The organism is Agromyces sp. GXQ0307 (assembly GCF_044769845.1).
Taxonomy (GTDB): domain Bacteria; phylum Actinomycetota; class Actinomycetes; order Actinomycetales; family Microbacteriaceae; genus Agromyces.
Map to the genome: position 1 here is coordinate 888,157 of NZ_JBIZVY010000001.1, position 19,311 is coordinate 907,467.

20 protein-coding genes are annotated in these 19,311 nt (G+C 71.2%); 12 read left to right on the forward strand and 8 right to left on the reverse strand.

Annotation, left to right across the window (positions count from 1 at the left end):
- The first annotated feature begins 75 nt into the window (after window positions 1-75).
- Window positions 76-990, forward strand: a complete 915-nt coding sequence (locus tag ACIQH8_RS04140) for an Lrp/AsnC family transcriptional regulator (protein ID WP_400995128.1) — start codon at window positions 76-78, stop codon at window positions 988-990.
- A 16-nt stretch (window positions 991-1,006) separates the two neighbouring features.
- Here the strand turns inward: ACIQH8_RS04140 and ACIQH8_RS04145 are convergent, their stop codons facing one another.
- Complete coding sequence (locus ACIQH8_RS04145; protein ID WP_400995130.1) at window positions 1,007-1,918, reverse strand: lytic transglycosylase domain-containing protein; 912 nt, start codon at window positions 1,916-1,918, stop codon at window positions 1,007-1,009.
- Between the two features lie 255 nt (window positions 1,919-2,173).
- Between ACIQH8_RS04145 and ACIQH8_RS04150 the strand changes: the two genes are divergently transcribed.
- The 4 genes from ACIQH8_RS04150 to ACIQH8_RS04165 are packed head-to-tail and all read left to right on the forward strand — an operon-like array spanning window position 2,174 to window position 4,471.
- Window positions 2,174-2,524 carry a PadR family transcriptional regulator gene (locus ACIQH8_RS04150; RefSeq protein ID WP_400995133.1) on the forward strand — a complete coding sequence of 117 codons (351 nt, stop codon included), beginning with the start codon at window positions 2,174-2,176 and terminating at the stop codon, window positions 2,522-2,524.
- Between the two features lie 2 nt (window positions 2,525-2,526).
- Window positions 2,527-2,901: a DUF1048 domain-containing protein gene (locus tag ACIQH8_RS04155; RefSeq protein WP_400995136.1), complete on the forward strand. Its 375-nt coding sequence runs from the start codon at window positions 2,527-2,529 to the stop codon at window positions 2,899-2,901.
- The gene (locus ACIQH8_RS04160) at window positions 2,898-3,710 is read left to right on the forward strand and encodes an ABC transporter ATP-binding protein (protein WP_400995138.1); all 813 of its coding nucleotides are present in this window, start codon (window positions 2,898-2,900) and stop codon (window positions 3,708-3,710) included. Before ACIQH8_RS04155 ends, ACIQH8_RS04160 begins: the two co-directional genes overlap by 4 nt.
- Window positions 3,707-4,471 carry an ABC transporter permease gene (locus ACIQH8_RS04165; RefSeq protein WP_400995140.1) on the forward strand — a complete coding sequence of 255 codons (765 nt, stop codon included), beginning with the start codon at window positions 3,707-3,709 and terminating at the stop codon, window positions 4,469-4,471. The genes ACIQH8_RS04160 and ACIQH8_RS04165 overlap by 4 nt, the downstream gene beginning before the upstream one ends.
- A gap of 191 nt (window positions 4,472-4,662) precedes the next feature.
- On the opposite strand, the gene ACIQH8_RS04170 is transcribed toward ACIQH8_RS04165, so the two are convergent.
- The 3 genes from ACIQH8_RS04170 to ACIQH8_RS04180 are packed head-to-tail and all read right to left on the reverse strand — an operon-like array spanning window position 4,663 to window position 7,407.
- On the reverse strand, window positions 4,663-5,538 hold the full coding sequence (locus ACIQH8_RS04170; RefSeq protein ID WP_400995142.1) for a DUF6999 family protein: 876 nt from the start codon (window positions 5,536-5,538) through the stop codon (window positions 4,663-4,665).
- 10 nt (window positions 5,539-5,548) lie between these two features.
- Window positions 5,549-6,268: an iron-containing redox enzyme family protein gene (locus ACIQH8_RS04175; protein WP_400995145.1), complete on the reverse strand. Its 720-nt coding sequence runs from the start codon at window positions 6,266-6,268 to the stop codon at window positions 5,549-5,551.
- A complete protein-coding gene (locus tag ACIQH8_RS04180; RefSeq protein ID WP_400995147.1) occupies window positions 6,268-7,407 on the reverse strand; it encodes a 3-oxoacyl-[acyl-carrier-protein] synthase III C-terminal domain-containing protein in 1,140 nt (379 codons plus the stop codon). The genes ACIQH8_RS04175 and ACIQH8_RS04180 overlap by 1 nt, the downstream gene beginning before the upstream one ends.
- A gap of 235 nt (window positions 7,408-7,642) precedes the next feature.
- On the opposite strand from ACIQH8_RS04180, the gene ACIQH8_RS04185 reads away from it, so the two are divergent.
- Entirely contained in the window at window positions 7,643-7,969 is a 327-nt protein-coding gene (locus ACIQH8_RS04185; RefSeq protein WP_400995149.1) for a YciI family protein, read from the forward strand.
- 21 nt (window positions 7,970-7,990) lie between these two features.
- Here the strand turns inward: ACIQH8_RS04185 and ACIQH8_RS04190 are convergent, their stop codons facing one another.
- Entirely contained in the window at window positions 7,991-8,914 is a 924-nt protein-coding gene (locus ACIQH8_RS04190) for a LysR family transcriptional regulator (protein WP_400995151.1), read from the reverse strand.
- A gap of 77 nt (window positions 8,915-8,991) precedes the next feature.
- On the opposite strand from ACIQH8_RS04190, the gene ACIQH8_RS04195 reads away from it, so the two are divergent.
- On the forward strand, window positions 8,992-10,737 hold the full coding sequence (locus ACIQH8_RS04195; protein WP_400995153.1) for an L-aspartate oxidase: 1,746 nt from the start codon (window positions 8,992-8,994) through the stop codon (window positions 10,735-10,737).
- A gap of 35 nt (window positions 10,738-10,772) precedes the next feature.
- Here the strand turns inward: ACIQH8_RS04195 and ACIQH8_RS04200 are convergent, their stop codons facing one another.
- The gene (locus tag ACIQH8_RS04200) at window positions 10,773-11,801 is read right to left on the reverse strand and encodes a LacI family DNA-binding transcriptional regulator (protein WP_400995155.1); all 1,029 of its coding nucleotides are present in this window, start codon (window positions 11,799-11,801) and stop codon (window positions 10,773-10,775) included.
- 189 nt (window positions 11,802-11,990) lie between these two features.
- Here ACIQH8_RS04200 and ACIQH8_RS04205 point away from each other — a divergent pair, with 189 nt between their 5' ends.
- Genes ACIQH8_RS04205 through ACIQH8_RS04220 form a run of 4 tightly spaced genes read left to right on the forward strand, consistent with a single transcriptional unit; the run spans window position 11,991 to window position 16,899 of the window.
- Window positions 11,991-13,487, forward strand: a complete 1,497-nt coding sequence (locus ACIQH8_RS04205; RefSeq protein WP_400995157.1) for an APC family permease — start codon at window positions 11,991-11,993, stop codon at window positions 13,485-13,487.
- A complete protein-coding gene (locus ACIQH8_RS04210) occupies window positions 13,484-15,139 on the forward strand; it encodes an amidohydrolase (RefSeq protein ID WP_400995159.1) in 1,656 nt (551 codons plus the stop codon). Before ACIQH8_RS04205 ends, ACIQH8_RS04210 begins: the two co-directional genes overlap by 4 nt.
- Before the next feature lie 45 nt (window positions 15,140-15,184).
- On the forward strand, window positions 15,185-16,435 hold the full coding sequence (locus ACIQH8_RS04215) for a flavin-dependent oxidoreductase (protein WP_400995161.1): 1,251 nt from the start codon (window positions 15,185-15,187) through the stop codon (window positions 16,433-16,435).
- Complete coding sequence (locus ACIQH8_RS04220) at window positions 16,432-16,899, forward strand: DUF3237 domain-containing protein (protein WP_400995163.1); 468 nt, start codon at window positions 16,432-16,434, stop codon at window positions 16,897-16,899. Before ACIQH8_RS04215 ends, ACIQH8_RS04220 begins: the two co-directional genes overlap by 4 nt.
- Before the next feature lie 34 nt (window positions 16,900-16,933).
- Here the strand turns inward: ACIQH8_RS04220 and ACIQH8_RS04225 are convergent, their stop codons facing one another.
- A complete protein-coding gene (locus tag ACIQH8_RS04225) occupies window positions 16,934-17,722 on the reverse strand; it encodes a Pr6Pr family membrane protein (protein WP_400995166.1) in 789 nt (262 codons plus the stop codon).
- 146 nt (window positions 17,723-17,868) lie between these two features.
- Window positions 17,869-18,711 (reverse strand): aldo/keto reductase, encoded by an 843-nt coding sequence (locus tag ACIQH8_RS04230; protein ID WP_400995169.1) that lies wholly within the window; start codon window positions 18,709-18,711, stop codon window positions 17,869-17,871.
- Window positions 18,712-18,876: 165 nt separating this feature from the next.
- Between ACIQH8_RS04230 and ACIQH8_RS04235 the strand changes: the two genes are divergently transcribed.
- Window positions 18,877-19,272, forward strand: coding sequence for a pyridoxamine 5'-phosphate oxidase family protein (locus tag ACIQH8_RS04235; RefSeq protein ID WP_400995172.1), 396 nt, complete (start codon window positions 18,877-18,879; stop codon window positions 19,270-19,272).
- Window positions 19,273-19,311 lie beyond the last annotated feature (39 nt).

Below are 19,311 nucleotides of genomic sequence, written 5' to 3' on the forward strand. Positions count from 1 at the left end.
CTCATCGAGCGTCTACGCTGGCGATATGTCGAACTCTGAGAGCGTTCTGAGGAATCTCGGCGATTCGAGCGCGAGATGGTGAACTTCGACGCCGAGCTCGTGCGCGCCCTGCAGGATGACGGTCGCGCGAGCATCCACGACCTGGCCGGCGCGCTCGGGCAGTCGCGCGCCGCGGTCTCCGCGCGGCTGCGCGCGATGCTCGCCGACGGCACCGTGCGCGTCGTCGCCGCGGTCGATCCCGAGTTCCTCGGCCAGAACGTGCTCGCGCACGTGTCGATCCGAACCGACGGCACCACCGAACCCGTGGCCGAGCACCTGCGCGGCCTGGCCGAGACCGTGCTCGTCTCGGCGGTCGGCGGCGTGCACGACCTCGTCACCGAGATCCGCCTCGGCTCGATGCCCGCGCTCCACCACCTGCTCGCGCAGATCCGCGCACTGCCGGGCGTCGTCGACATCAACACCCTCATCTACTCGACCGTGATCAAGGGGTTCTTCGTCTCGGAGTACCGCGGCGGGGTCCGCATCGACGCCACCGACGCGGCACTCATCGAGCAACTCCAGCGCAACGGCCGCGCGAGCTTCCGCGCGCTCGGCGAGACCGTGCGGCTGTCGCCGTCGGCGGTGGCGACCCGGGTCGAACGGCTCATCTCGGCCGGCGTCATCAAGATCAGTGCGGTCGAGGCGCGCGGCCTCGTCCACCGCCAGCTCTCGCTCGGCGTGGGGCTCAACCTCTCGGGCGATGACGAGGCGATCATCGCGGCGATCCGCACCTGGCGGGGCGTCGACTTCGCCGCCCGCACGCTCGGCCGATTCGACCTCATCATGACCCTCGTCGAGCCGTCGGCGGGCGCCCTCTACGCGAGCCTCGAACGGATCCGCGCCCTTCCGGGGGTCAGCCACACCGAGGCGTGGTTCCACCTCGCGGTGCTGAAGGAGGACTACGCGCGGACCCTGCGAGCGGCCGACGTCGTCGCGGCCGGCGGGCGCTGAGTCGCGCGGCGCGGGGTCAGCCGAGCGCGTCCGCGTAGCCGTTCGCGATGCCCGCGACCTTGTCGACGTAGGACTCGAGGTGGTTGTACGAGAAGACGGCCCCGCGCCATCCCTCCGGACTGGTCATCGGGCCCGAGGCGCACAGGTACCGGGCGGCGGCGTAGGCGGCATCGTCGATCTGGCTCGGGTCGGCGACACCGTCGCCGTTGGCGTCGGCACCCCACTGCTCCCAGGTCGACGGGATGAACTGCATCGGCCCGACGGCGCGATCCCATGTGGCATCGCCGTCGAGCGCACCGCCGTCGGTGTCGTGGATGGCGGCCACGCCGTCGCCGTCGAGCGCCGGGCCGAGGATCTTCGGCCGGACCAGCCCGCTTGCCTCGAGCACCGAGTCGCCGTGGCTGCCGTGACCGGACTCGACGGCGCCGATGGCCGCGATCGTCGTCCAGTCGACGCCGCACTGCGGCTCCTCGGCGGCGATGGCCACGTGCGCGAGCGCGTACGCCGCGAGTGCCCGGGCGGGGATGCCGGTGGCGTCCGACACCGTCGAGAGCCAGTCGCCCTCGACCACGGGGGCGGACTCGGCCTCGGGTTCCGGCTCGACGAGGGGGGCGACCTCGGAGCCGGTCACGGCGTTCGGGTCGTCGGCCCCCTCGGCTCGGGCGGACGCCTCGGCGCCGTCGTCGGTCGATGACGCGCTCACGGGCGGAAGCGGCGCCCCACGACCGGAGGCGGACGGCGCCGCGAATCCGCCGGGCTTCGATGCGACGCCCCAGACGGTGACCGCGACGACGGCGCCGACGACGAGCACGACGACAGCGGTGACGAGCCCCAGGTACCCCGCGACCTGGAGGAGGATCTCGCGCCCGGACGGCCTCGACCTCGATCCGCGCCGGTCGTCGCCGGTCGCGTCGTCGTCCCAGGTCATCGGTCTGCAGCTCCGTTCGGGCGGTGGCTCGTGATTCGTGCCCGTCGGGTCGGCCTCGTCGTCGTGTGCCGGAGCATCGCGTCGCGACCCGCGCGTTCAGACTACTCGCGCACCGCGCGACCGCGCCTGAGAAGGTGCCGGACGTCCGGCCCCGCGGCATCCGTCGCCCGATTCGGTATTCAGTGTTGCTATCTACCGGTACTCATGCTTACTATGTACCAGTACTCAGCAACACTGATTAGTCGAGGAGCGGCGATGGGCAAGCAGGCGACCGAGATGCTGAAGGGCACGCTCGAGGGCATCGTCCTGGCGATCCTGTCCGGCAGGCCGGCGTACGGCTACGAGATCACCTCGTGGCTGCGCGAGCAGGGCTTCAGCGACATCGCCGAGGGCACCATCTACGCGCTGCTCGTCCGCATCGAGCAACGCGGACTCGTCGACATCGAGAAGGTGCCCTCCGAGAAGGGGCCGCCGCGCAAGGTGTACTCCCTCAACGCCCGGGGTCGCGCGCACCTCGACGAGTTCTGGAGCACCTGGAAGTTCCTCGCCGAACGAATCGAACGGCTTCACGCCGGCAATGACCACGACAACGAAAGGGAGCAGTGACGATGGCTGCCAAGTGGATCGAAGTGCTCACGGGCTCGCTCGAGAGCAAGAAGCAGTACCGGCAGTACAAGGCCCGCATCGAGGCGCTGCCGGAGCCGTACCGCACGGCCGCGAAGGCCTTCGAACGGTACTTCATGTACAACGGCGGCATCACCGACGGCGACACCACCGTGATGATGACGATGCTCGGCGACTTCGCCGACCTGTGGGAGCGCGCCGCCGCCGACGAGACGCCCGTGAGCGACATCGTCGGCGACGATCCGGTCGCCTTCGCCGAGGCCTTCACCGAGGCCTACGTCGGCAAGCGCTGGATCGACAAGGAGCGCAACCGACTGACCAGGACGATCGAGGACCTCGAGGGGAAGGACGAGCGATGACCCCCACCACCCGGCCCGCGCCGACCGCGCCGTCTGCGGTCCGCGTGAACGGCATCGAGAAGTCGTTCGGAGACGTCCACGTCCTTCGCGGAGTCGACCTCGACGTGGCCGCGGGCAGCATCTTCGCGCTGCTCGGCTCGAACGGCGCGGGCAAGACGACGCTCGTGAACATCCTGTCGACGCTGCTGCCGGCCGACGCCGGCACCGCGACGGTGCAGGGATTCGACGTGACCGGCTCCCCCGGCGACGTGCGCCGCTCGATCAGCCTCACCGGGCAGTTCGCGGCGGTCGACGAGGTGCTCACCGGCCGCGAGAACCTCAAGCTCGTCGCGAGACTCCGGCACCTGAAGGACCCGGGCCGGATCGCCGACGACCTGCTCGCCCGCTTCTCGCTCGCAGACGCCGGCGATCGCCGGGCGGCGACCTACTCGGGCGGCATGCGGCGCCGCCTCGACATCGCGATGAGCCTGATCGGCGACCCGCCCGTCGTCTTCCTCGACGAGCCGACCACGGGGCTCGACCCGCAGGCGCGCATCGAGGTCTGGGAGACCATCCGCGGCCTCGCGAACAGCGGCACGACCGTGCTGCTGACCACCCAGTACCTCGACGAGGCCGAGCAGCTCGCCGACCGGATCGCGATCCTCCATGAGGGCGTGATCATCCGGAACGGCACGCTCGCCGAGCTCAAGCGGCTGCTCCCGGCAGCGAAGGTCGAGTACGTCGAGAAGCAGCCGAGCCTCGAAGAGGTGTTCCTCGCACTCGTCGGCGCGCCGACCCGCAGCGAATCCACCCCGAAGGAGTCACGATGACCAGCCACGTCCTGAGCGACACCCGAGTCCTCACCGCTCGCTCGCTGACCCACATCGTCCGCAGCCCGGACACGATCATCACCACCGCGGTCACTCCGATCGCGCTGATGCTGCTGTTCGTCTACGTCTTCGGCGGGGCGATCGAGACCGGCAGCACGGAGTCGTACATCGACTACATGCTGCCCGGCATCCTGCTCATCACGATCGCCTCGGGCGTCGCCTACACGGCGTACCGCCTGTTCCTCGACCTGCAGGGCGGCATCTTCCAGCGCTTCCAGTCCATGCCGATCGCGAGGTCGAGCGTGCTCTGGGGCCACGTGCTCACCTCGCTCGTCGCCAACCTGGTGTCGATCGCGATCGTCGTGGGCGTCGCCTTCATCATGGGGTTCCGCACGGGGGCCTCCGTCGGCGCGTGGCTGGCCGTGATCGGCATCCTGGTCCTCTTCACGCTCGCGCTGACCTGGATCGCCGTGATCGCCGGGCTCTCGGCGAAGACCGTCGACGGCGCGAGCGCGTTCAGCTACCCGCTGATCTTCCTGCCGTTCATCAGCTCGGCCTTCGTGCCGACCGACTCGATGCCGGGCCCGGTCGCCTGGTTCGCCGAGAACCAGCCCGTCACTGCGATCGTCGACACGACGCGCGCGCTGTTCGCGGGCCAGCCCGTCGGCAGCGACATCTGGGTCGCGCTCGCCTGGCTCGTCGGCATCATGGCGGTCGCGTTCGCGTTCGCCATGCGCATCTACCGCCGCAAGGCCGCGTAGCACCGGTCGAGCTGGATTCGCATGAAGAGCCGGTCGGTGGGGCCCATCCGGGCACCATCGACCGGCTCGTCATGCGAATTCGATGCGAAGGGCCGTCGCGACCACCGGCAGCGGATGGCGAGCGGATGCCTCGGGGCGAGGGCTCCGAGGCATCCGCTCGCCTCTGCCCGGCGCCCGACGCGGCCCGTGGCTCAGTCGAACGCGGTCGCGGTGTCGCGCGGGTACGCGCCGCCGGCGAGCTTCACGAGCCGCGCGTGCGCGTACTCGCAGACGAGCGCGTGCCGGTAGACCATGCGCGGCACGTCGACGTTGGAGTCCATCCAGAGGCTCATGCCGGCGAGTTTCCAGTGGCGGAACGTGTCGTCGTCGGTGATGAGGGCGAGGATCTCGAGGAACGAGTCGTCGAAGCGGATGGAGTGCACCGCCCGGCGGTACTCCTCGACGGTGAGCGCCATCGAGAACGGGATGTTCATGAAGCAGAGCGCGGTCTGGATGTCGAGGCGCAGCAGTCGGCGACGCCCGCGCTCAGCGTCGAGCGGAGGGACGTCGAGCTGCGAGAAGTCGAGCGTGTCGGGCTTCGCCAGCGGCACGTCGTCGAGCGCGATGAGCACGTCGTAGACGTTCACGTCGTGCTCGACGACCGCCTGGTCGCCGAGGCCCGAGAGCTTCTCCGGGCGCAACGTCACGGGGTCCATGTCGACGGGCGTGTTGCGGATGATGAAGTTGACCAGGTTCGTCTCGACCACGAAGTGCCGGATCAGCAGATCGACGGCGTCGGGCGAGACGAACCGCCGCAGGAACCACACGCACAGGACGTCCATGGTGTGCAGCGGCATCCATCGGAACGGCAGCACGCGCTTGACGATCGAGATGAGCGCGACGAGCACGCGCGAGACGACCCGCGCGATCGGGTACAGCCAGCGCCGCGACAGGCGGCGCTGGTCGTTGATGATCTGGCGCACGAGCGCGCGGTCGAGCGGCACCGACGGATCGGCGTACACCGCCTGCCACATGCTGGGGTCGGAGCGGACGTACTCGGGGACCCTCGGCACCTGCACCTTCGGCATGGTCGGCACGTCAGCGGTCCAGCTCTTCGAGTTGCAGCGCGTAGAGTCGCGCGACGACCTGCGCGCACCGCACGATCTCGTCGGCGGCGGCGTCGTCGATGATCCCGGAGTCGAGGATCGCCTGCAGGTCGCCCGTGTGCGCGCCGTCCGCCTCCTGGTGGTACGTCATGAAATGCACCTGGTTGTCGGCGAGCCCGAGCACCTCCTGGAAGCGGGCCGCCCAACCGGCGGCCCGGTTCGCGCCGAGTCCCTCGATGATGAACATCGCGCCGAGCAGCCCGACCGGGTTCGGCCGGTCGGCGTACGTGAACATGTAGCCCGACAGCGCCTCGGAGCCGAGGTTCTTCCGGCCCGCGCGCAGCTCGTCGAGCGAGCCGCCGATGGCGACGTAGTCGCGCTCCAGCATGAGGTAGTCGCGGTGCTCCTCCTCGGCGTGCTTGATCGCGGCCGCGCGCAGCGTGAAGTGGTCGATGTCGAAGTTGGATGCCGCGCGGCTGATCCAGGGCGAGCCGTCGACGACCTGCTGGCGCAGGTTGAACAGCAACCGCCGGTAGTCGTCGATCGTCACGGTGCCCTCGGCGAGCGCGCGCAGGATCGGCACCCGGTCGAGGCGCTCCTCGAGCTCGATCCACACGTCGGCGAGACGGTCGGAGAGCGGTGCACGGCTTCCGGTGTCGGGCGCGGTCGAGGCGGCATCCGTCGTCGCGGGCGCAGTCGTCGTGTCGGTCATCAGGGTGCTCCTTGTCGATCGGGCGGGGCGACCACGGTCAGGTGGGCGAAGGCGAACGAGAACCGGCCCGACTCGGGCACGGCCAGCAGGATCGTCTCGCCCGGGGCGAAGCGACCGGTGCGCCACGCCTCCTCGAGGGCGATGAAGATGCTCGCCGCGCCCGTGTTGCCGCAGGTCTCGAGGTTCGAGAACCAGCGGTCGGTGTCGAGCGTCGGGATGCGCTTGCGGAGCCCGTCGAAGGCGCGGTCGCGGAACGCGTTGGTGCTGTAGTGGCAGATCACGTGGTCGAGGTGGCTCACGTCGACGAGGCCGATGTCGACGAGTTCCTCGAACTGCCGAAGCCCGGCGCCGGCGAGGTCGTCGAGCACGCTCACGTCCTGCCTGAGCACGAACATGCCGGATGCCTCGGCCTCGCCGATGCCCGCGTCCTGCCACGTGCGGCCGACCTCGGGTTCGGTCCCGTCCATCCCCGCACGCATGCAGACCTCGTGCTCGTGGGCGAGCGAGACGTGGCGCACCCAGTCGACGCGGAGCGAGGGCCGGTCGGGGTGCGGCTGGAACTCGACGACCACGGCGCCCGCGCCGTCGGAGAGCATCCAGCGGAGGAAGTGGGAGTCCATACCGGCGCGGATGCCGTCGAACCGACGCTGCCGGAGGCTGCGGCTCGCGAGCTCGGAGCCGACGACCGCGACGCGCGGGTGGTCGCCGAGCTTCACCTTGCTCACCGCGGCATCCAATGCCTGCAGGCTCGACGCGCACACTCCCGACGCCGAGAGCAGCTGCATCGGGCCGCCGCCGAGGCGGCCGTGGACCATCGAGGCGAAGCCGGGCACGAGGACGTCGCCGATGGTCGTCGCGGTCGCGAGCATGCGCAGGTCGTCGGGGCGGATGCCGCGGTCGTCGAGGGCGGCGGTGAGCGCCTTCACCGCGAGCTCCTCGTTCAGTTCGGTGGGCTCGCCGTGCTCGTCGAGCGCGTAGTGCCGCTGCCTGATGCCGTTCTGGTCGAGGATCATGCCCCGGATGCGTGCAGTGACCGCATCCTCTCCCCCGAGGCGCGCCACGATGCCGTCGTTGTCGACCGGATCCCCGGGGAGGTACCGGCCGAAACCGGTGAGGTACGCAGACGCCGTCGTGCCCATGGGATGACAGTAGGGCACGGGGGTGTCATGGTCGTGGCACCCGTCCACGGGACATCCGGCGCGGTGCACGACCGCGCTCGTGCCGACCGACGCCTCGGCGATCCGACCGCTGCGGCCGAGGGGGATCCGATCGGTGCTGCGGCATCGAGGGCACCGGAGTACCGTCGACCCCGATGGCGTGCGTCGAGGCTCGTCACGAGATCGGCGCCGCCTCCTGAGGAACGGGGAAGATGAGATGGCGAAGTACCTCGTGCTGTACCGGGCCGACGTCAGCGCGGAACAGCAGATGCAGCAGTCGCCCGAAGCGGGCCAGGCCGAGATGCAGGAGTGGATGGCCTGGTCCGGCAGGGTCGGCGATGCCCTCGCCGACTTCGGCTCGCCGGTCGGCAACGGCCGCGCGGTGAGTTCGGCGGGAGCGTCCGCCTCGTCATCGGATGTCGCGGGCTACTCGATCGTCGAGGCCGCCGACGCCGACGCGGCCGCCGCCCTCATGGACGGCCACCCGCACCTGAAGATCGGCACCATCGAGGTCCTGGAGGCACTCGAGATCCCCGGCATGTGATCGCGGTCGAGCGGTCACGGCCTACGCGACGCGCATCGTCTCCCCGGCCCGTGCCGCGAACGCCGACGCCTCGGCGGCGATCGTGCGGCGCATGACCTCCACCGCCGCCGGCGCTGCGACGTCCGCGGGCATCGCGAGGCTGATCGTGCGGTCGAGTGCGCGCTCGGCGAGCCGCACCGCGCGCAGCCCTGGCCGGTCGATGAGCACGAGCGCGGGCACGATCGCGACACCGAGGCCGCGTTCGACGAATCGCAGCACGGCGTCCATCTCAGCGCCCTCGAGCACGACCTCGGGCTCGAGCGACGCCGCGCGGAACGCGGCATCCGTCGCGGCCCGCAGGTCGTAGGTCGAACTGAAGACGATCTGCGGCAGTCGCGCGACCTCGGCGAGCGAGATCGTGTCGCGGTCGGTCACCGGCGGTGCGGCGGCGGATGACACGACGACGAGCTCCTCGACGAGCAGCGGCGTCACGGTGACGCGACCCGGTGCCGAGGCATCCGTCGTCGTGACGAGCGCGAGGTCGAGTTCGCCGCCGACGAGTTCGTCGAGGAGCCCGCGCGAGCCCTGCTCCGAGAGGTGCAGCTCGATGGCCGGATGCTCGGCGTGGAACGTACTGAGCACCTCGGCGACGAGGCTGATGCAGAGTGTCGGCGTTGCGCCGAGGCGCACGCGGCCCCGTTCGAGCCCGGCGAGTTCGGCGAGCTCGCGGCGCACCGATTCGGCGTCGGCGAGCATGCGACGGGCGAGCGGCAGCAGCGACTCCCCCGCGACCGTGAGCGTCGAGCCGCCGCGGGCGCGGTGGAACAGGTCGGCGCCGAGATCGTGTTCGAGCGCCGCGATCTGGCGGCTCAGCGAGGGCTGGGCGAGGTAGAGCTCTTCGGCCGCACGCGTGAAGTTGCCGAACCGCGCGACCTCGACGAACGAGCGAAGCTGTTCGAGGTTCATGTCGATAGCCTATGCGCATCATGCCGACGCTGAAGATGCATTGGACGGATGTAACCCCCGAACCTAGCGTGGATGCCATGCCTGCACTCACCCCAGCACCGGAGCGTCAGCTCTCCACCACGGTCCTCGTCATCGGCACCGGCGGATCGGGCCTCCGCGCCGCCATCGAACTCGCCGAGGCCGGCGTCGACGTGCTCGCCCTCGGCAAGCGCCCGAAGTCCGACGCGCACACCTCGCTCGCGGCCGGCGGCATCAACGCCGCCCTCTCGACCATGGACCCGGACGACTCCTGGCAGCAGCACGCCGCGGACACCCTGCAGGAGAGCTACCTGCTCGCCGACCCGCGCACCGTCGAGACGGTGACGAAGAACGCGGCACGCGGCATCGAGGACCTCGAACGCTACGGCATGCCCTTCGCACGCGAGGAGGACGGCCGCATCTCGCAGCGCTTCTTCGGCGCGCACACCTTCCGCCGCACCGCCTTCGCCGGCGACTACACGGGCCTCGAGATCCAGCGCACCCTCGTCAACCGGGCCGCGCAACTCGGCGTGCCGATCCTCGACACCGCCTACGTCACGCGCATCCTCGTGAACGACGACGGCGCGGTCTTCGGCGCCTACGGCTTCGACCTCGAGGACGGCACGCGCTACCTCATCCACGCCGACGCCGTGATCCTCGCCGCCGGCGGCCACAACCGCATCTGGCGCCGCACCTCGTCGCGGCGCGACGAGAACACCGGCGACTCGTGGCGGCTCGCCGTCGAGGCCGGCGGCCGCGTGCGCGACCCCGAGCTCGTGCAGTTCCACCCGTCGGGCATCCTCGAGCCCGAGAACGCCGCCGGCACCCTCATCAGCGAGGCGGCCCGCGGCGAGGGCGGTATCCTCACCAACGCCCTCGGCGAGCGCTTCATGGCGAAGTACGACCCCGAGCGCATGGAGCTCTCGACGCGCGACCGGGTCGCGCTCGCGGCGTACACCGAGATCAAGGAGGGCCGCGGCACCCCGAACGGCGGGGTCTGGCTGGATGTCTCGCACCTGCCGCGCGAGACGATCATGCGCCGCCTCCCCCGCGTCTACCAGACCATGCTCGAACTGCAGATGCTCGACATCACGACGGCCCCGATCGAGATCGCGCCCACCGCGCACTACTCGATGGGCGGCGTCTGGGTGCGTCCGGACGACCACGGCACGGATGTCCCCGGGCTCTACGCGATCGGCGAAGCCTCGTCGGGTCTGCACGGCGCGAACCGCCTCGGCGGCAACTCGCTCATCGAGCTGCTGGTGTTCGGCCGGATCGTCGGCCAGGCGGCGGCGGACTACTCGCGCGGCCTCGCCGCGCAGCGTCGTTCGGCGACCGCGGTCGAGGCGGCGCGCGCCGAGATCGCCGACCTGCTCGCCGCGGACGGCGCGGAGAACGTGCGCGCCCTGCAGCGCGCCATCCGGAACACCATGACCGAGCACGCGGGCGTCGTGCGCGACGAGCAGGGCCTCATCACCGGCCTCGCCGAACTCGACGCGATCGAGGCGCGCATGGCCGACATCGGCGTGCACCCCGACCTCGCCGGCTACCAGGACCTCGCCCACGCGTTCGACCTGAAGTCGGCGGCGCTCGCCGCCCGCGCGACCCTCGAGGCCGCGCTCGAGCGTCGCGAGACCCGCGGCTGCCACAACCGCTCCGACTACCCCGAGACGGATGCCGCGCTGCAGGTCAACCTCGTCTGGTCGCCCTCGACGGGCGTCACGCGCGAGGCCATCCCGCCGATCCCGGACGAGATCGCCGCGCTCATGCGCGACGTCTCGACGGTGGGCAAGCTCGTCGAGTAGCGATGGCCCGGGGCGCACCCGGGGCCGTCGTCACGTCACCGCGTCGACGCTGCCGGGCGCGTCGACGCACGCTCGTGATAGACGAGATCGAACGTCTCCACCCGGAGCTCGGGCGGCTCCGGCCGCTCCGCGGTTCCGTCGAGGATCGAGACGAGCAGTTGCCCGGCGCGCAGGCCGGCGTCGCGCGCACGCAGGTCGAGCGCGCTGATCGGCGGCTGCACGATGGGCAGGGTCGCACTGTCGACGTACGACACCATCTGGATGTCGTCGGGCACCGAGCGGCCGAGTTCCTGCAGGGTGGAGAGGATGCCGACGGCGAGCCCGTCGGGCACGCACAGGATGGCGTCGACATCGGGCCTGGTGGCGAGGAGACCGTCGACGATGTGCCGGAGCTCGGATGCGACCGGCACGCCGGCGAGGGGCTCGAGGGAGAGACCGACGCCGCGCTCGGCCGACCACGCGACCGCGGCATCGCGAACCCCCTGCACCCACATCTGGTCGATCTCCGGGATGAGCACGACGATCGACGTCGCGCCGCCGGCGGCGAGCCGGTCGAGGAGCCCGTGCGTCGCGGCGCCGTGGTCGGCCATGACCGCGGCGGTCGGCTGCGGCAGGCCGACCGGTACGAGTTCGGACGTGACCACGGGCTTGCCGCCGGCGAGGATGGCGCGGGCCAGTTCGTCGTGCCCGTCGACGTCGGCCATGACGAAGCCGTCGACGTGGAGGCCGCGAGCCTTCTCCGGCGGGTAGTCGCCGGGGATCAGCGAGACCGTGAGCTCCTGCTCGTTGGTCGCCTCGACCACGCCGAAGGTGAAGTTCATGTAGTAGTCCATGAATCGCAGGCCCTGGGGCAGCCAGAGACCGATCGAACCGGCCCGGGCACGGCGGAGGTTGCGTGCGCCGCTGTTGGTCGAGAAGTGCAGCTCGGCGGCCGCGGCGGCGACCCGCGCTCGCGTCTCGGCCGAGACGCGCCCACCACCCGAGAGGGCGCGCGAGGCGGTGCCGCGCGACACGCCGGAGCGGTCGGCGACATCCTGCAGCGTCGGGGGACGTGCGGCGGCCATCGGATGCCCTCCCCTCCCCGGTCCGGCCGGATCCGATCCGATCCGATCCGATCCTAACGATCGGGACGACTCGGTGGACGAATGTGCACAATCGATTGCGCATCCGCTCGAGATGATGCAGACTCACCTCTGTCACCCCCCGCGCCGCGTCCCCCGCGCACGGGTCCGCACACAACGAAGGAGTTGCTCGTGACCCTGGATTCGACCCTCCTCGACGACCGGCCCAAGACGGGAGCGCTGAAGACGGCGGCCCTCGGAACCTGGGGCGTCGTCTTCCTCGTCGTCTCGGCCGCGGCACCGCTCAGCGTGCTCGCCGGCATCGGGCCGCTCGCCGTCCTCATCGGCGGCGTCTCGGCACCGCTCGTCTACGCGATCGCGGGCGTGGTCCTCGCGGTGTTCTCGATCGGCTTCCTCTTCACCGCCCGCAACCTCAAGCCGATGGGCGGCTTCTACACGTACATCGCCGTCGGCCTCGGCAAGGTCGTCGGCCTCGGCGCCGGCTTCCTCGCCTGGGCGTCGTACAACCTCCTGCAGATCGGCCTCTGGGGCCTGTTCGGCGTGATGGCCGAGGGCATGATGGCGCAGGTGTTCGGCATCCAGCTGCCGTGGTGGGTGCTCGCCGTCGTCGGTGCGGGGCTCGTGTTCGCCCTCGCGGCGGCAGGGGTGGATGTCGGCGCCCGGGTGCTCGGCGTCCTGCTCGTGCTCGAGACGGCGCTGCTGCTCGTCCTCGCCGTCTCCATCCTGAGCCAGCGCGGCGGCGACCTCGGATTCGCGACCTTCGCACCCGAGAACATCTTCACGCCGAGCATGTTCGCGATCCTCGGCTTCGGCTTCGCCGCCTTCATGGGCTTCGAGTCGACCGTGCTGTACCGCAACGAGACGCGCGACCCCGCCCGCTCCATCCCGCGCGCCACCTACATCGCGGTGGCGTTCCTCGCCCTGTTCTACACCGGCACGCTGTGGCTCGTGATCCAGGCCTTCGGCGACGCCGCGGTGCAGGGCGTCATCGCGGAGGATCCCGCCGCATTCTTCTTCATCGCCATGGGGCAATACGTCGGCGACTGGGGCGTCGCGGTCATGTTCATCCTGATCGTGTCGAGCATCTTCGCCGGGCAGCTCGCGTTCCACAACGCGATCAACCGCTACAGCTTCGCGCTGTCGCGCGACGGCATCCTGCCCGCCTTCTTCAACCGCACCAACCGCACGGGCGCACCCTGGGTCGCAGGCCTGCTCCAGTCCGTCGTCGCGATCGCGGTCGTACTGGCCTTCGCGATCGCCGGCCTCGACCCGCTCACGCAGCTCGTGATCCTCGTCAACTCGCCCGGCGTGTACGGCATCATCACGCTCCAGCTGCTCGCGTCCATCGCCGTGCTGATCTTCATCCTCCGCAACCGCCACCTCGAACGGAAGTGGTACGTCCTCCCGGCGGCGATCTTCTCGATCGTGGCGATGACCGTGCTCCTGGCGATCCTCGTCACGACGATCGACTTCCTCACGGCGGCCGGGCCGGTGGTCAACGCGATCATCCTGACCGTGGTCCCGCTCGTCCTCGTGGCCGGCGCGGTGTACGCGGTGTACCTGCGGTCCGCCCATCCCGACCGGTACGCGCGCATCGGCGGCCAGGAGGCCGACGCGGTCGACGCCGCCGACGCGACCGACGCAGCGGAGACGGCGGTGGCGCGATGACGACGGAACGCATGGCCGAGACCGTGATCCTCGGCGGCCGCGTGATCACGATGGGCGAAGCGGATGTCGCGCCCGACGGCGCCACCGCCGTCGCCGTCGCCGACGGGCGGATCGTCGCGATCGGCGACCGCGCCGCCGTCGAGCGCCGCATCGGCCCGGACACCGTGGTGATCGACCTCCCCGGCGCCGCCATACTCCCCGGGTTCGTCGACAGCCACATCCACCCCGTGTTCGGGCTCGCGCTCACGCGCGGCGCCGACCTCAACGGCTGCCGCACGCTCGCCGAGGTCGAGCAGCGGCTCCGAGCCGAGCTCGAGACCCTCGGCGAGGACGACTGGCTCCTCGGGTGGGGCCTCGACCCGAGCGCGTTCGAGGGCACCGAGGTGACCAACCGGCTGCTCGACGAGGTCGCCCCGGGACGCCCGGCGTTCATCCGGCTGTTCGACGCGCACGCCGCGCTGGCGTCGACCCGCGCCCTCGAGATCGCCGGCTGCCGCGGCGACGAACGGTTCACCGACGGGTCGCGGGTCGTGACGGATGCGGACGGTCGCCCGACCGGCTACCTGCTCGAACTGCAGGCCATGGCGATCGTCGAGCCGTTCGTTCCCGAGCTCACCTTCGAGGACCGCGTGGAGGGACTGCACGAGGTCCTCACGCGCATGGCCCGCGCCGGCTTCACGGCCGGCCAGGTCCAGGACCTCGCACCCGGCACGCTCGAGCTCCTCCGCACCATCGAGGAGACCCGCGACCTTCCGATCCGCCTCCGGATGTCGCCGTGGTTCGAACCCGGCACGGCGGTCGAGGAGGTCGACCGGCTCGCACGTCTGCAGGGACTGCGCGGGCGCAGGTGGGTCGTCGAGGGTGTGAAGCTCATGATCGACGGGACGATCGACAACGGCACGGCCTGGCTGCACGAACCCGACTGCCTCGGCGAGTCGACGAAGTCCCTCTGGCTCGACCCCGAGCAGTACCGCGAGGCGCTCACCGAGCTCGACCGCCGCGGGATCCCGACGACGACGCACGCGATCGGCGATGCGGGCATCGACTTCGTCGTCCGGGCCATCGCGGGCCTCGCGCACCGCAACGCGACCCACCGCGTCGAGCACATCGAGACGATGACGGATGCCGCACTCGAGCTCTTCGCGTCATCCGGGATCACCGCCAGCATGCAGCCGACCCACTGCACCCTCTTCACGAGGGCGGACGGCACCGACAACTGGTCGACACGGCTCGGCGACGAGCGCGCCGCACGCGGGTTCCGGACGGGCGACCTCGTCCGCGCCGGCGTCCCGCTCGCGCTCGGCTCGGACTGGCCGATCGCGCCCAGCGACGCGGTCGGCATCCTCGCCGACGCCCGGCTGCGGCGCCCGCACGACGATCCCGACGCCGCCCCCATCACCCCCGAGCAGGCGCTCGACGCCGTCGACGCCGTCCGCGGGTTCACGACCCACCCGTACACGACCATCGGTCGGCGCGGCGGCGTGCTCGAGGTCGGCGCCGCCGCCGACCTCACGGTGCTCGACGCCGACCCGCTGACCGTCGATCCGGAGGAGCTCGGGCGGGCGCAGGTGCTGCTCACCCTGGTCGACGGCCGGGTCGTGGCCGACGCCACGGCGGTCGAGCACGCCGCACCCGAGCTCGCTCGCCGCTGATCCCCAGACCGATCGGGCCCGACGGCCCGCAATGAAGGAGTCTCCATGCGCATCGTCATCGCCGGCGCCGGCATCGGCGGCCTCGCGACCGCACTCAGCCTCGAGGCGGCGGGTTTCCGCGACATCCGCATCTTCGAACGGGCCGACCGGATCCGCGGCCTCGGCGTGGGCATCAACCTGCTGCCCCACGCCGTGCGCGAGCTGACCGAGCTCGGCCTCGCCGACCGCATCGCCGCGCTCGGGGTCGCACCGGCGACCCTCGCCTACGCGAACCGGTTCGGGCAACGCATCTGGAGCGAGCCGCGCGGCCTCGCGGCCGGCTACCGCTGGCCGCAGCTGTCGGTCCACCGCGGTCGCCTGCAGCTCGCCCTGCTCGACGCGGTCCGCGAGCGCTTGGGCGAGATCGTGCACCTCGGTCATCGTCTCGTCGGCGTCGACGATGGCGACGGGACCGCGACGGCACGGTTCGCGACCTCGTCGGGCGACGTCGACGTGGAGGCCGACGTGCTGGTCGGCGCCGACGGAATCCACTCGGCGCTGCGCGCCATCCGCTACCCGGACGACGGCGACCCGGTCTGGAGCGGCCTGACCCTGTGGCGCGGCACCGCGGTGATCGCCCCCTTCCTCGACGGGCGCACCATGGTCATGGCCGGCGACGGCGACCAGAAGTTCGTCGCCTATCCGCTCGAGGAACCGGGCGCCGACGGCCGCCAGCGGGTGAACTTCATCGCCGAGCGACGCGGCACGGGCAGTCCGGACGCCGACTGGAATCGAGCGGTCGACCCGGCGCCCATCGTCGAGCTGTTCCGCGACTGGCGCTACGACTGGCTCGACGTGCCCGGAACGATCGCCGCCGCGGAGGAGATCCTGGAATACCCGATGGTGGATCGCGACGCCCTGCCCCGGTGGAGCGTCGGGCGCACCACCCTGCTGGGCGACGCCGCGCACGCCATGTACCCGAACGGGTCGAACGGCGGTTCGCAGGCCATCCTCGACGCCCGCACCCTGGCGTACCACCTGGCGACCGCTCCCTCCGTCGACGCCGCGCTCGACGCGTACGACGAGGCGCGGCGACCCGCCACCGCGAGACTGCTCGAGATGACCCGGCAGACCGGGCCCGAGCAGGTCATGCTGCTCGCTCGCGAGCGCGCACCGCACGGCTTCGATCGCATCGACGACGTGATCCCGCAGGCCGAGCTCGAGCGGATCGCCGCCGACTACAAGGCCGCCGCCGGCTTCCATCCCGATGCCCTGAACGCCCGATCCTCGCTCACCGTGGCACTGGAGCCCCGATGACCCACGCACCGACCGTCCCGACCCTCGAGCCGGCCTTCGACGTGGTCGTCGACCTGGGTCCGCCAGCCGACCACGGGCGCACTCGCGCGGGCCACCGCCGAATCATCCCGATCGTGGGCGGGGCGGTCTCCGGGGGTCTCGATGCCGAGATCCTGGCGGGCGGCGCCGACTGGCAACTGGTCCGCGACGATGGTGCGATCGAGGTCGACGGCCGCTACAGCGCACGAACGCCGGAGGGCGAGCTGCTCTACCTCCAGGTCCGCGGCATCCGCACCGGCCCGGTCGACGTGCTGGCGGCGCTGCTCGCCGGCGACGACGTCGCGCCCGATCGCTACTACTTCCGCACGGTCATCACGATCGAGACGGATGCCGCGGCGCTCGCGCACTTCGAGCACGCCGTGTTCGTCGCCTCGTGCATCCGCGACGCCGACGCCGTGCGCTATTCCGCCTACCGCGTGACCTGATCCCGTGCGGCGCCGACCGGTTCGGTCGACGCGATCACCCGACCGAGTGCCCGGACGGCCGGCGCCCCGATCGGATGCGAGCGAGGATCAGCCGCGGAAGCGCCGCGATCTGCGTCGCCAACCCGTCGTGCGCCGCGGCGTGGCGCTCGCGGTAGCGGCCGATGCCGATGATCGCGACGCCGAGCAGCAGGAACGCGACCAGGATGCCGCCGATGTACATGAACGTCGAGTCGTAGCCGGCGACGTGCGGGTCGAGGAACCCGTACGGGTACCACCACTCCGCGCTGCCGTCGGGGTTCGGGACGAGTTCGCCGCGGATCATCGTGTACACCGTCCAGGCGAGCGGGTAGCTGACGATCACCGCGAGTGCCCGCCACGGGAGCCCGCGGCGGCGCGAGGCGAACAGCAGGTCGAGCACGAAGTAGAGCGGGAGCACCACGTGGAGCGTCTCGGTCGCCCACGAGTCCAGGTTCGCGACCCAGAGCGGGTCGGTCGCGGCGATCGCGGCCGGCTCCCCGCGCAGCAGCACGTTGAACACGACGCCGAGCAGGATCACCGGCCCCGTGACCGCGGCGATCGCGATCGCGATGCCGACCGGCTCGGGCGACGTGCCGCGATGCCGACGCATCCAGTGCGCGGCGACGCTCAGCACGACCACGCTGAGGATCGAGGACACGATCGTGAACATGCTGAAGTAGTTCGCCAGCACGAGGCCGAGATCCTGGCCGTCGCGCATCGCGCGATCGATGTTGACCAGCAGTCCGGCGAGGACGCCCGAACCCGCGACCATCGCGGCGGCAACCCTGAACCATACCCAACGCATGAGACCCCCCAGTACAGATGCGACGAGTTCGGGTTGGGTCAGGTGTACTCCTCGCTGCGACGCTGCGGTCGAAGTTTGGCGCCAAGACTGAGGAAATCTCGACGCAGGCGATCGATCGTTGGCGGATCTCGCCAAAATGGTGGGGTCTAGAGCGCGATCCCGCGCGAGCGGAGGTCGTCCGCGAACGCCTGCCGCAGCTCGTCGTCGACCTCGAGCTCGGCGGAAGCGATGGAGTCGAGCACCGACTCGACCCGAGTGGAGCCGATCACGGGCCAGGCACCCGGCATCGCGTCGCACATCGCGGCGAGCGCGGCGCGGTGCACCGAGACGCCTCGTACGCGGGCGACGCCGGCGACGTGCGGCACGTGCGTCGCGAGCGGGTCGGCCCTGGGGCCGCCGAACGGCGCGTAGGCGAGGAACGGGATGCCGGCATCGACGCAGGTGCGGTATTCGTCGGCGGCGTCGATCCCGAGGGCGAATCGGTTCTCCACGGCGTCGAGCGTCGTGATGGCTCGCGCTCGGTCGAGCTGTTCGACGGTCGCGTTCGACAGCCCGATCGCCTCGACGACGCCCTCGTCGCGCAGCGCGGCGAGTTCGCGGACCGACGCGTCGAGGTCGTCGACCCGATCGGTCCGGTGCAGCAGCAGGAGCGATGGCGGGGCGCCGAGCACCTCTCGGCTGCGGAGCGCGTCGGCGCGCACGCGCTCGGCGCTGGTGTCGGAGTCCCACGCCGCACGACCCAGCCTGAAGTGCCCGGCCTTGGTGATGATGGGCAGGTCGGGCCGCTGCTCGCGCGCGGCCTGCGCGATCCGCTCACCCGCGGCATCGTCATCGACCGTCGCGTAGGCGCGCGCGGTGTCGATCGCGAGCACGCCGGCGTCGACGGCGGCGCGCACGACCTCGAGCGCGTTCGCGATGGTCGCGCCCTCCTTCAGCACGAGTGAGGCGACGCCCAGGACGACTCCGCGGCCGTCGAGCACGAAGCCCATCAGCGTGCGCCCCGCGCGCACATCCTGCGCCGCCGCGTCCCGTCCATGGTCAGAGCGTAGAAGCCGTCGCTCCGTCGTGTCGAGGCCTCGCCGGCGACATCCGCTCATGCACCGACTGGCAGACTGGAGGGCGACCGTCGGACGGCTGCGAGGAGATCGAGAACCGTGATCACGGATGCCGCGCGGGCCCTCCTGGCCGAGCGCCACCTCGCGACGCTCTCGACCATCGACCGGCGCGGCCGCATCCACTCCGTGCCGGTCGGGATCACCTACCTCGACGGCATCGTCCGGGTGATCGGCAGTCGCGGGTCGCAGAAGTTCCTCAACGCCGAACGCAGCGGGCGGGCGAGCGTGAACACGGTCGACGGTGCGCGGTGGATCAGCTTCGAGGGCCCGGTCCGGATCCTGACGGACGAGGAGTCGGTCGCGTTCGCCGTCGGGCTGTACGCCGCGAGGTACCGGCAGCCGCGCCCCAACCCGCAGCGCGTCGTGCTCGAGCTGACGGTCGAGCGCGTGCTCGGGTCGGCGGGCATGCGGCCGGGTGCCGCGTCCGACCGCTGAGGCTCCCGCACCATCCGTCGAGCTCACTCGACCCGCGCC

Excerpts from the sequence above, each read along its gene's own strand:
- ACIQH8_RS04140 (WP_400995128.1), top strand. The coding sequence starts at position 76 with ATGGTGAACTTCGACGCCGAGCTCGTGCGCGCCCTGCAGGATGACGGT.
- ACIQH8_RS04145 (WP_400995130.1), bottom strand. The coding sequence starts at position 1,918 with ATGACCTGGGACGACGACGCGACCGGCGACGACCGGCGCGGATCGAGG.
- ACIQH8_RS04150 (WP_400995133.1), top strand. The coding sequence starts at position 2,174 with ATGGGCAAGCAGGCGACCGAGATGCTGAAGGGCACGCTCGAGGGCATC.
- ACIQH8_RS04155 (WP_400995136.1), top strand. The coding sequence starts at position 2,527 with ATGGCTGCCAAGTGGATCGAAGTGCTCACGGGCTCGCTCGAGAGCAAG.
- ACIQH8_RS04160 (WP_400995138.1), top strand. The coding sequence starts at position 2,898 with ATGACCCCCACCACCCGGCCCGCGCCGACCGCGCCGTCTGCGGTCCGC.
- ACIQH8_RS04165 (WP_400995140.1), top strand. The coding sequence starts at position 3,707 with ATGACCAGCCACGTCCTGAGCGACACCCGAGTCCTCACCGCTCGCTCG.
- ACIQH8_RS04170 (WP_400995142.1), bottom strand. The coding sequence starts at position 5,538 with ATGCCGAAGGTGCAGGTGCCGAGGGTCCCCGAGTACGTCCGCTCCGAC.
- ACIQH8_RS04175 (WP_400995145.1), bottom strand. The coding sequence starts at position 6,268 with ATGACCGACACGACGACTGCGCCCGCGACGACGGATGCCGCCTCGACC.
- ACIQH8_RS04180 (WP_400995147.1), bottom strand. The coding sequence starts at position 7,407 with ATGGGCACGACGGCGTCTGCGTACCTCACCGGTTTCGGCCGGTACCTC.
- ACIQH8_RS04185 (WP_400995149.1), top strand. The coding sequence starts at position 7,643 with ATGGCGAAGTACCTCGTGCTGTACCGGGCCGACGTCAGCGCGGAACAG.
- ACIQH8_RS04190 (WP_400995151.1), bottom strand. The coding sequence starts at position 8,914 with ATGAACCTCGAACAGCTTCGCTCGTTCGTCGAGGTCGCGCGGTTCGGC.
- ACIQH8_RS04195 (WP_400995153.1), top strand. The coding sequence starts at position 8,992 with ATGCCTGCACTCACCCCAGCACCGGAGCGTCAGCTCTCCACCACGGTC.
- ACIQH8_RS04200 (WP_400995155.1), bottom strand. The coding sequence starts at position 11,801 with ATGGCCGCCGCACGTCCCCCGACGCTGCAGGATGTCGCCGACCGCTCC.
- ACIQH8_RS04210 (WP_400995159.1), top strand. The coding sequence starts at position 13,484 with ATGACGACGGAACGCATGGCCGAGACCGTGATCCTCGGCGGCCGCGTG.
- ACIQH8_RS04215 (WP_400995161.1), top strand. The coding sequence starts at position 15,185 with ATGCGCATCGTCATCGCCGGCGCCGGCATCGGCGGCCTCGCGACCGCA.
- ACIQH8_RS04220 (WP_400995163.1), top strand. The coding sequence starts at position 16,432 with ATGACCCACGCACCGACCGTCCCGACCCTCGAGCCGGCCTTCGACGTG.
- ACIQH8_RS04225 (WP_400995166.1), bottom strand. The coding sequence starts at position 17,722 with ATGCGTTGGGTATGGTTCAGGGTTGCCGCCGCGATGGTCGCGGGTTCG.
- ACIQH8_RS04230 (WP_400995169.1), bottom strand. The coding sequence starts at position 18,711 with ATGGGCTTCGTGCTCGACGGCCGCGGAGTCGTCCTGGGCGTCGCCTCA.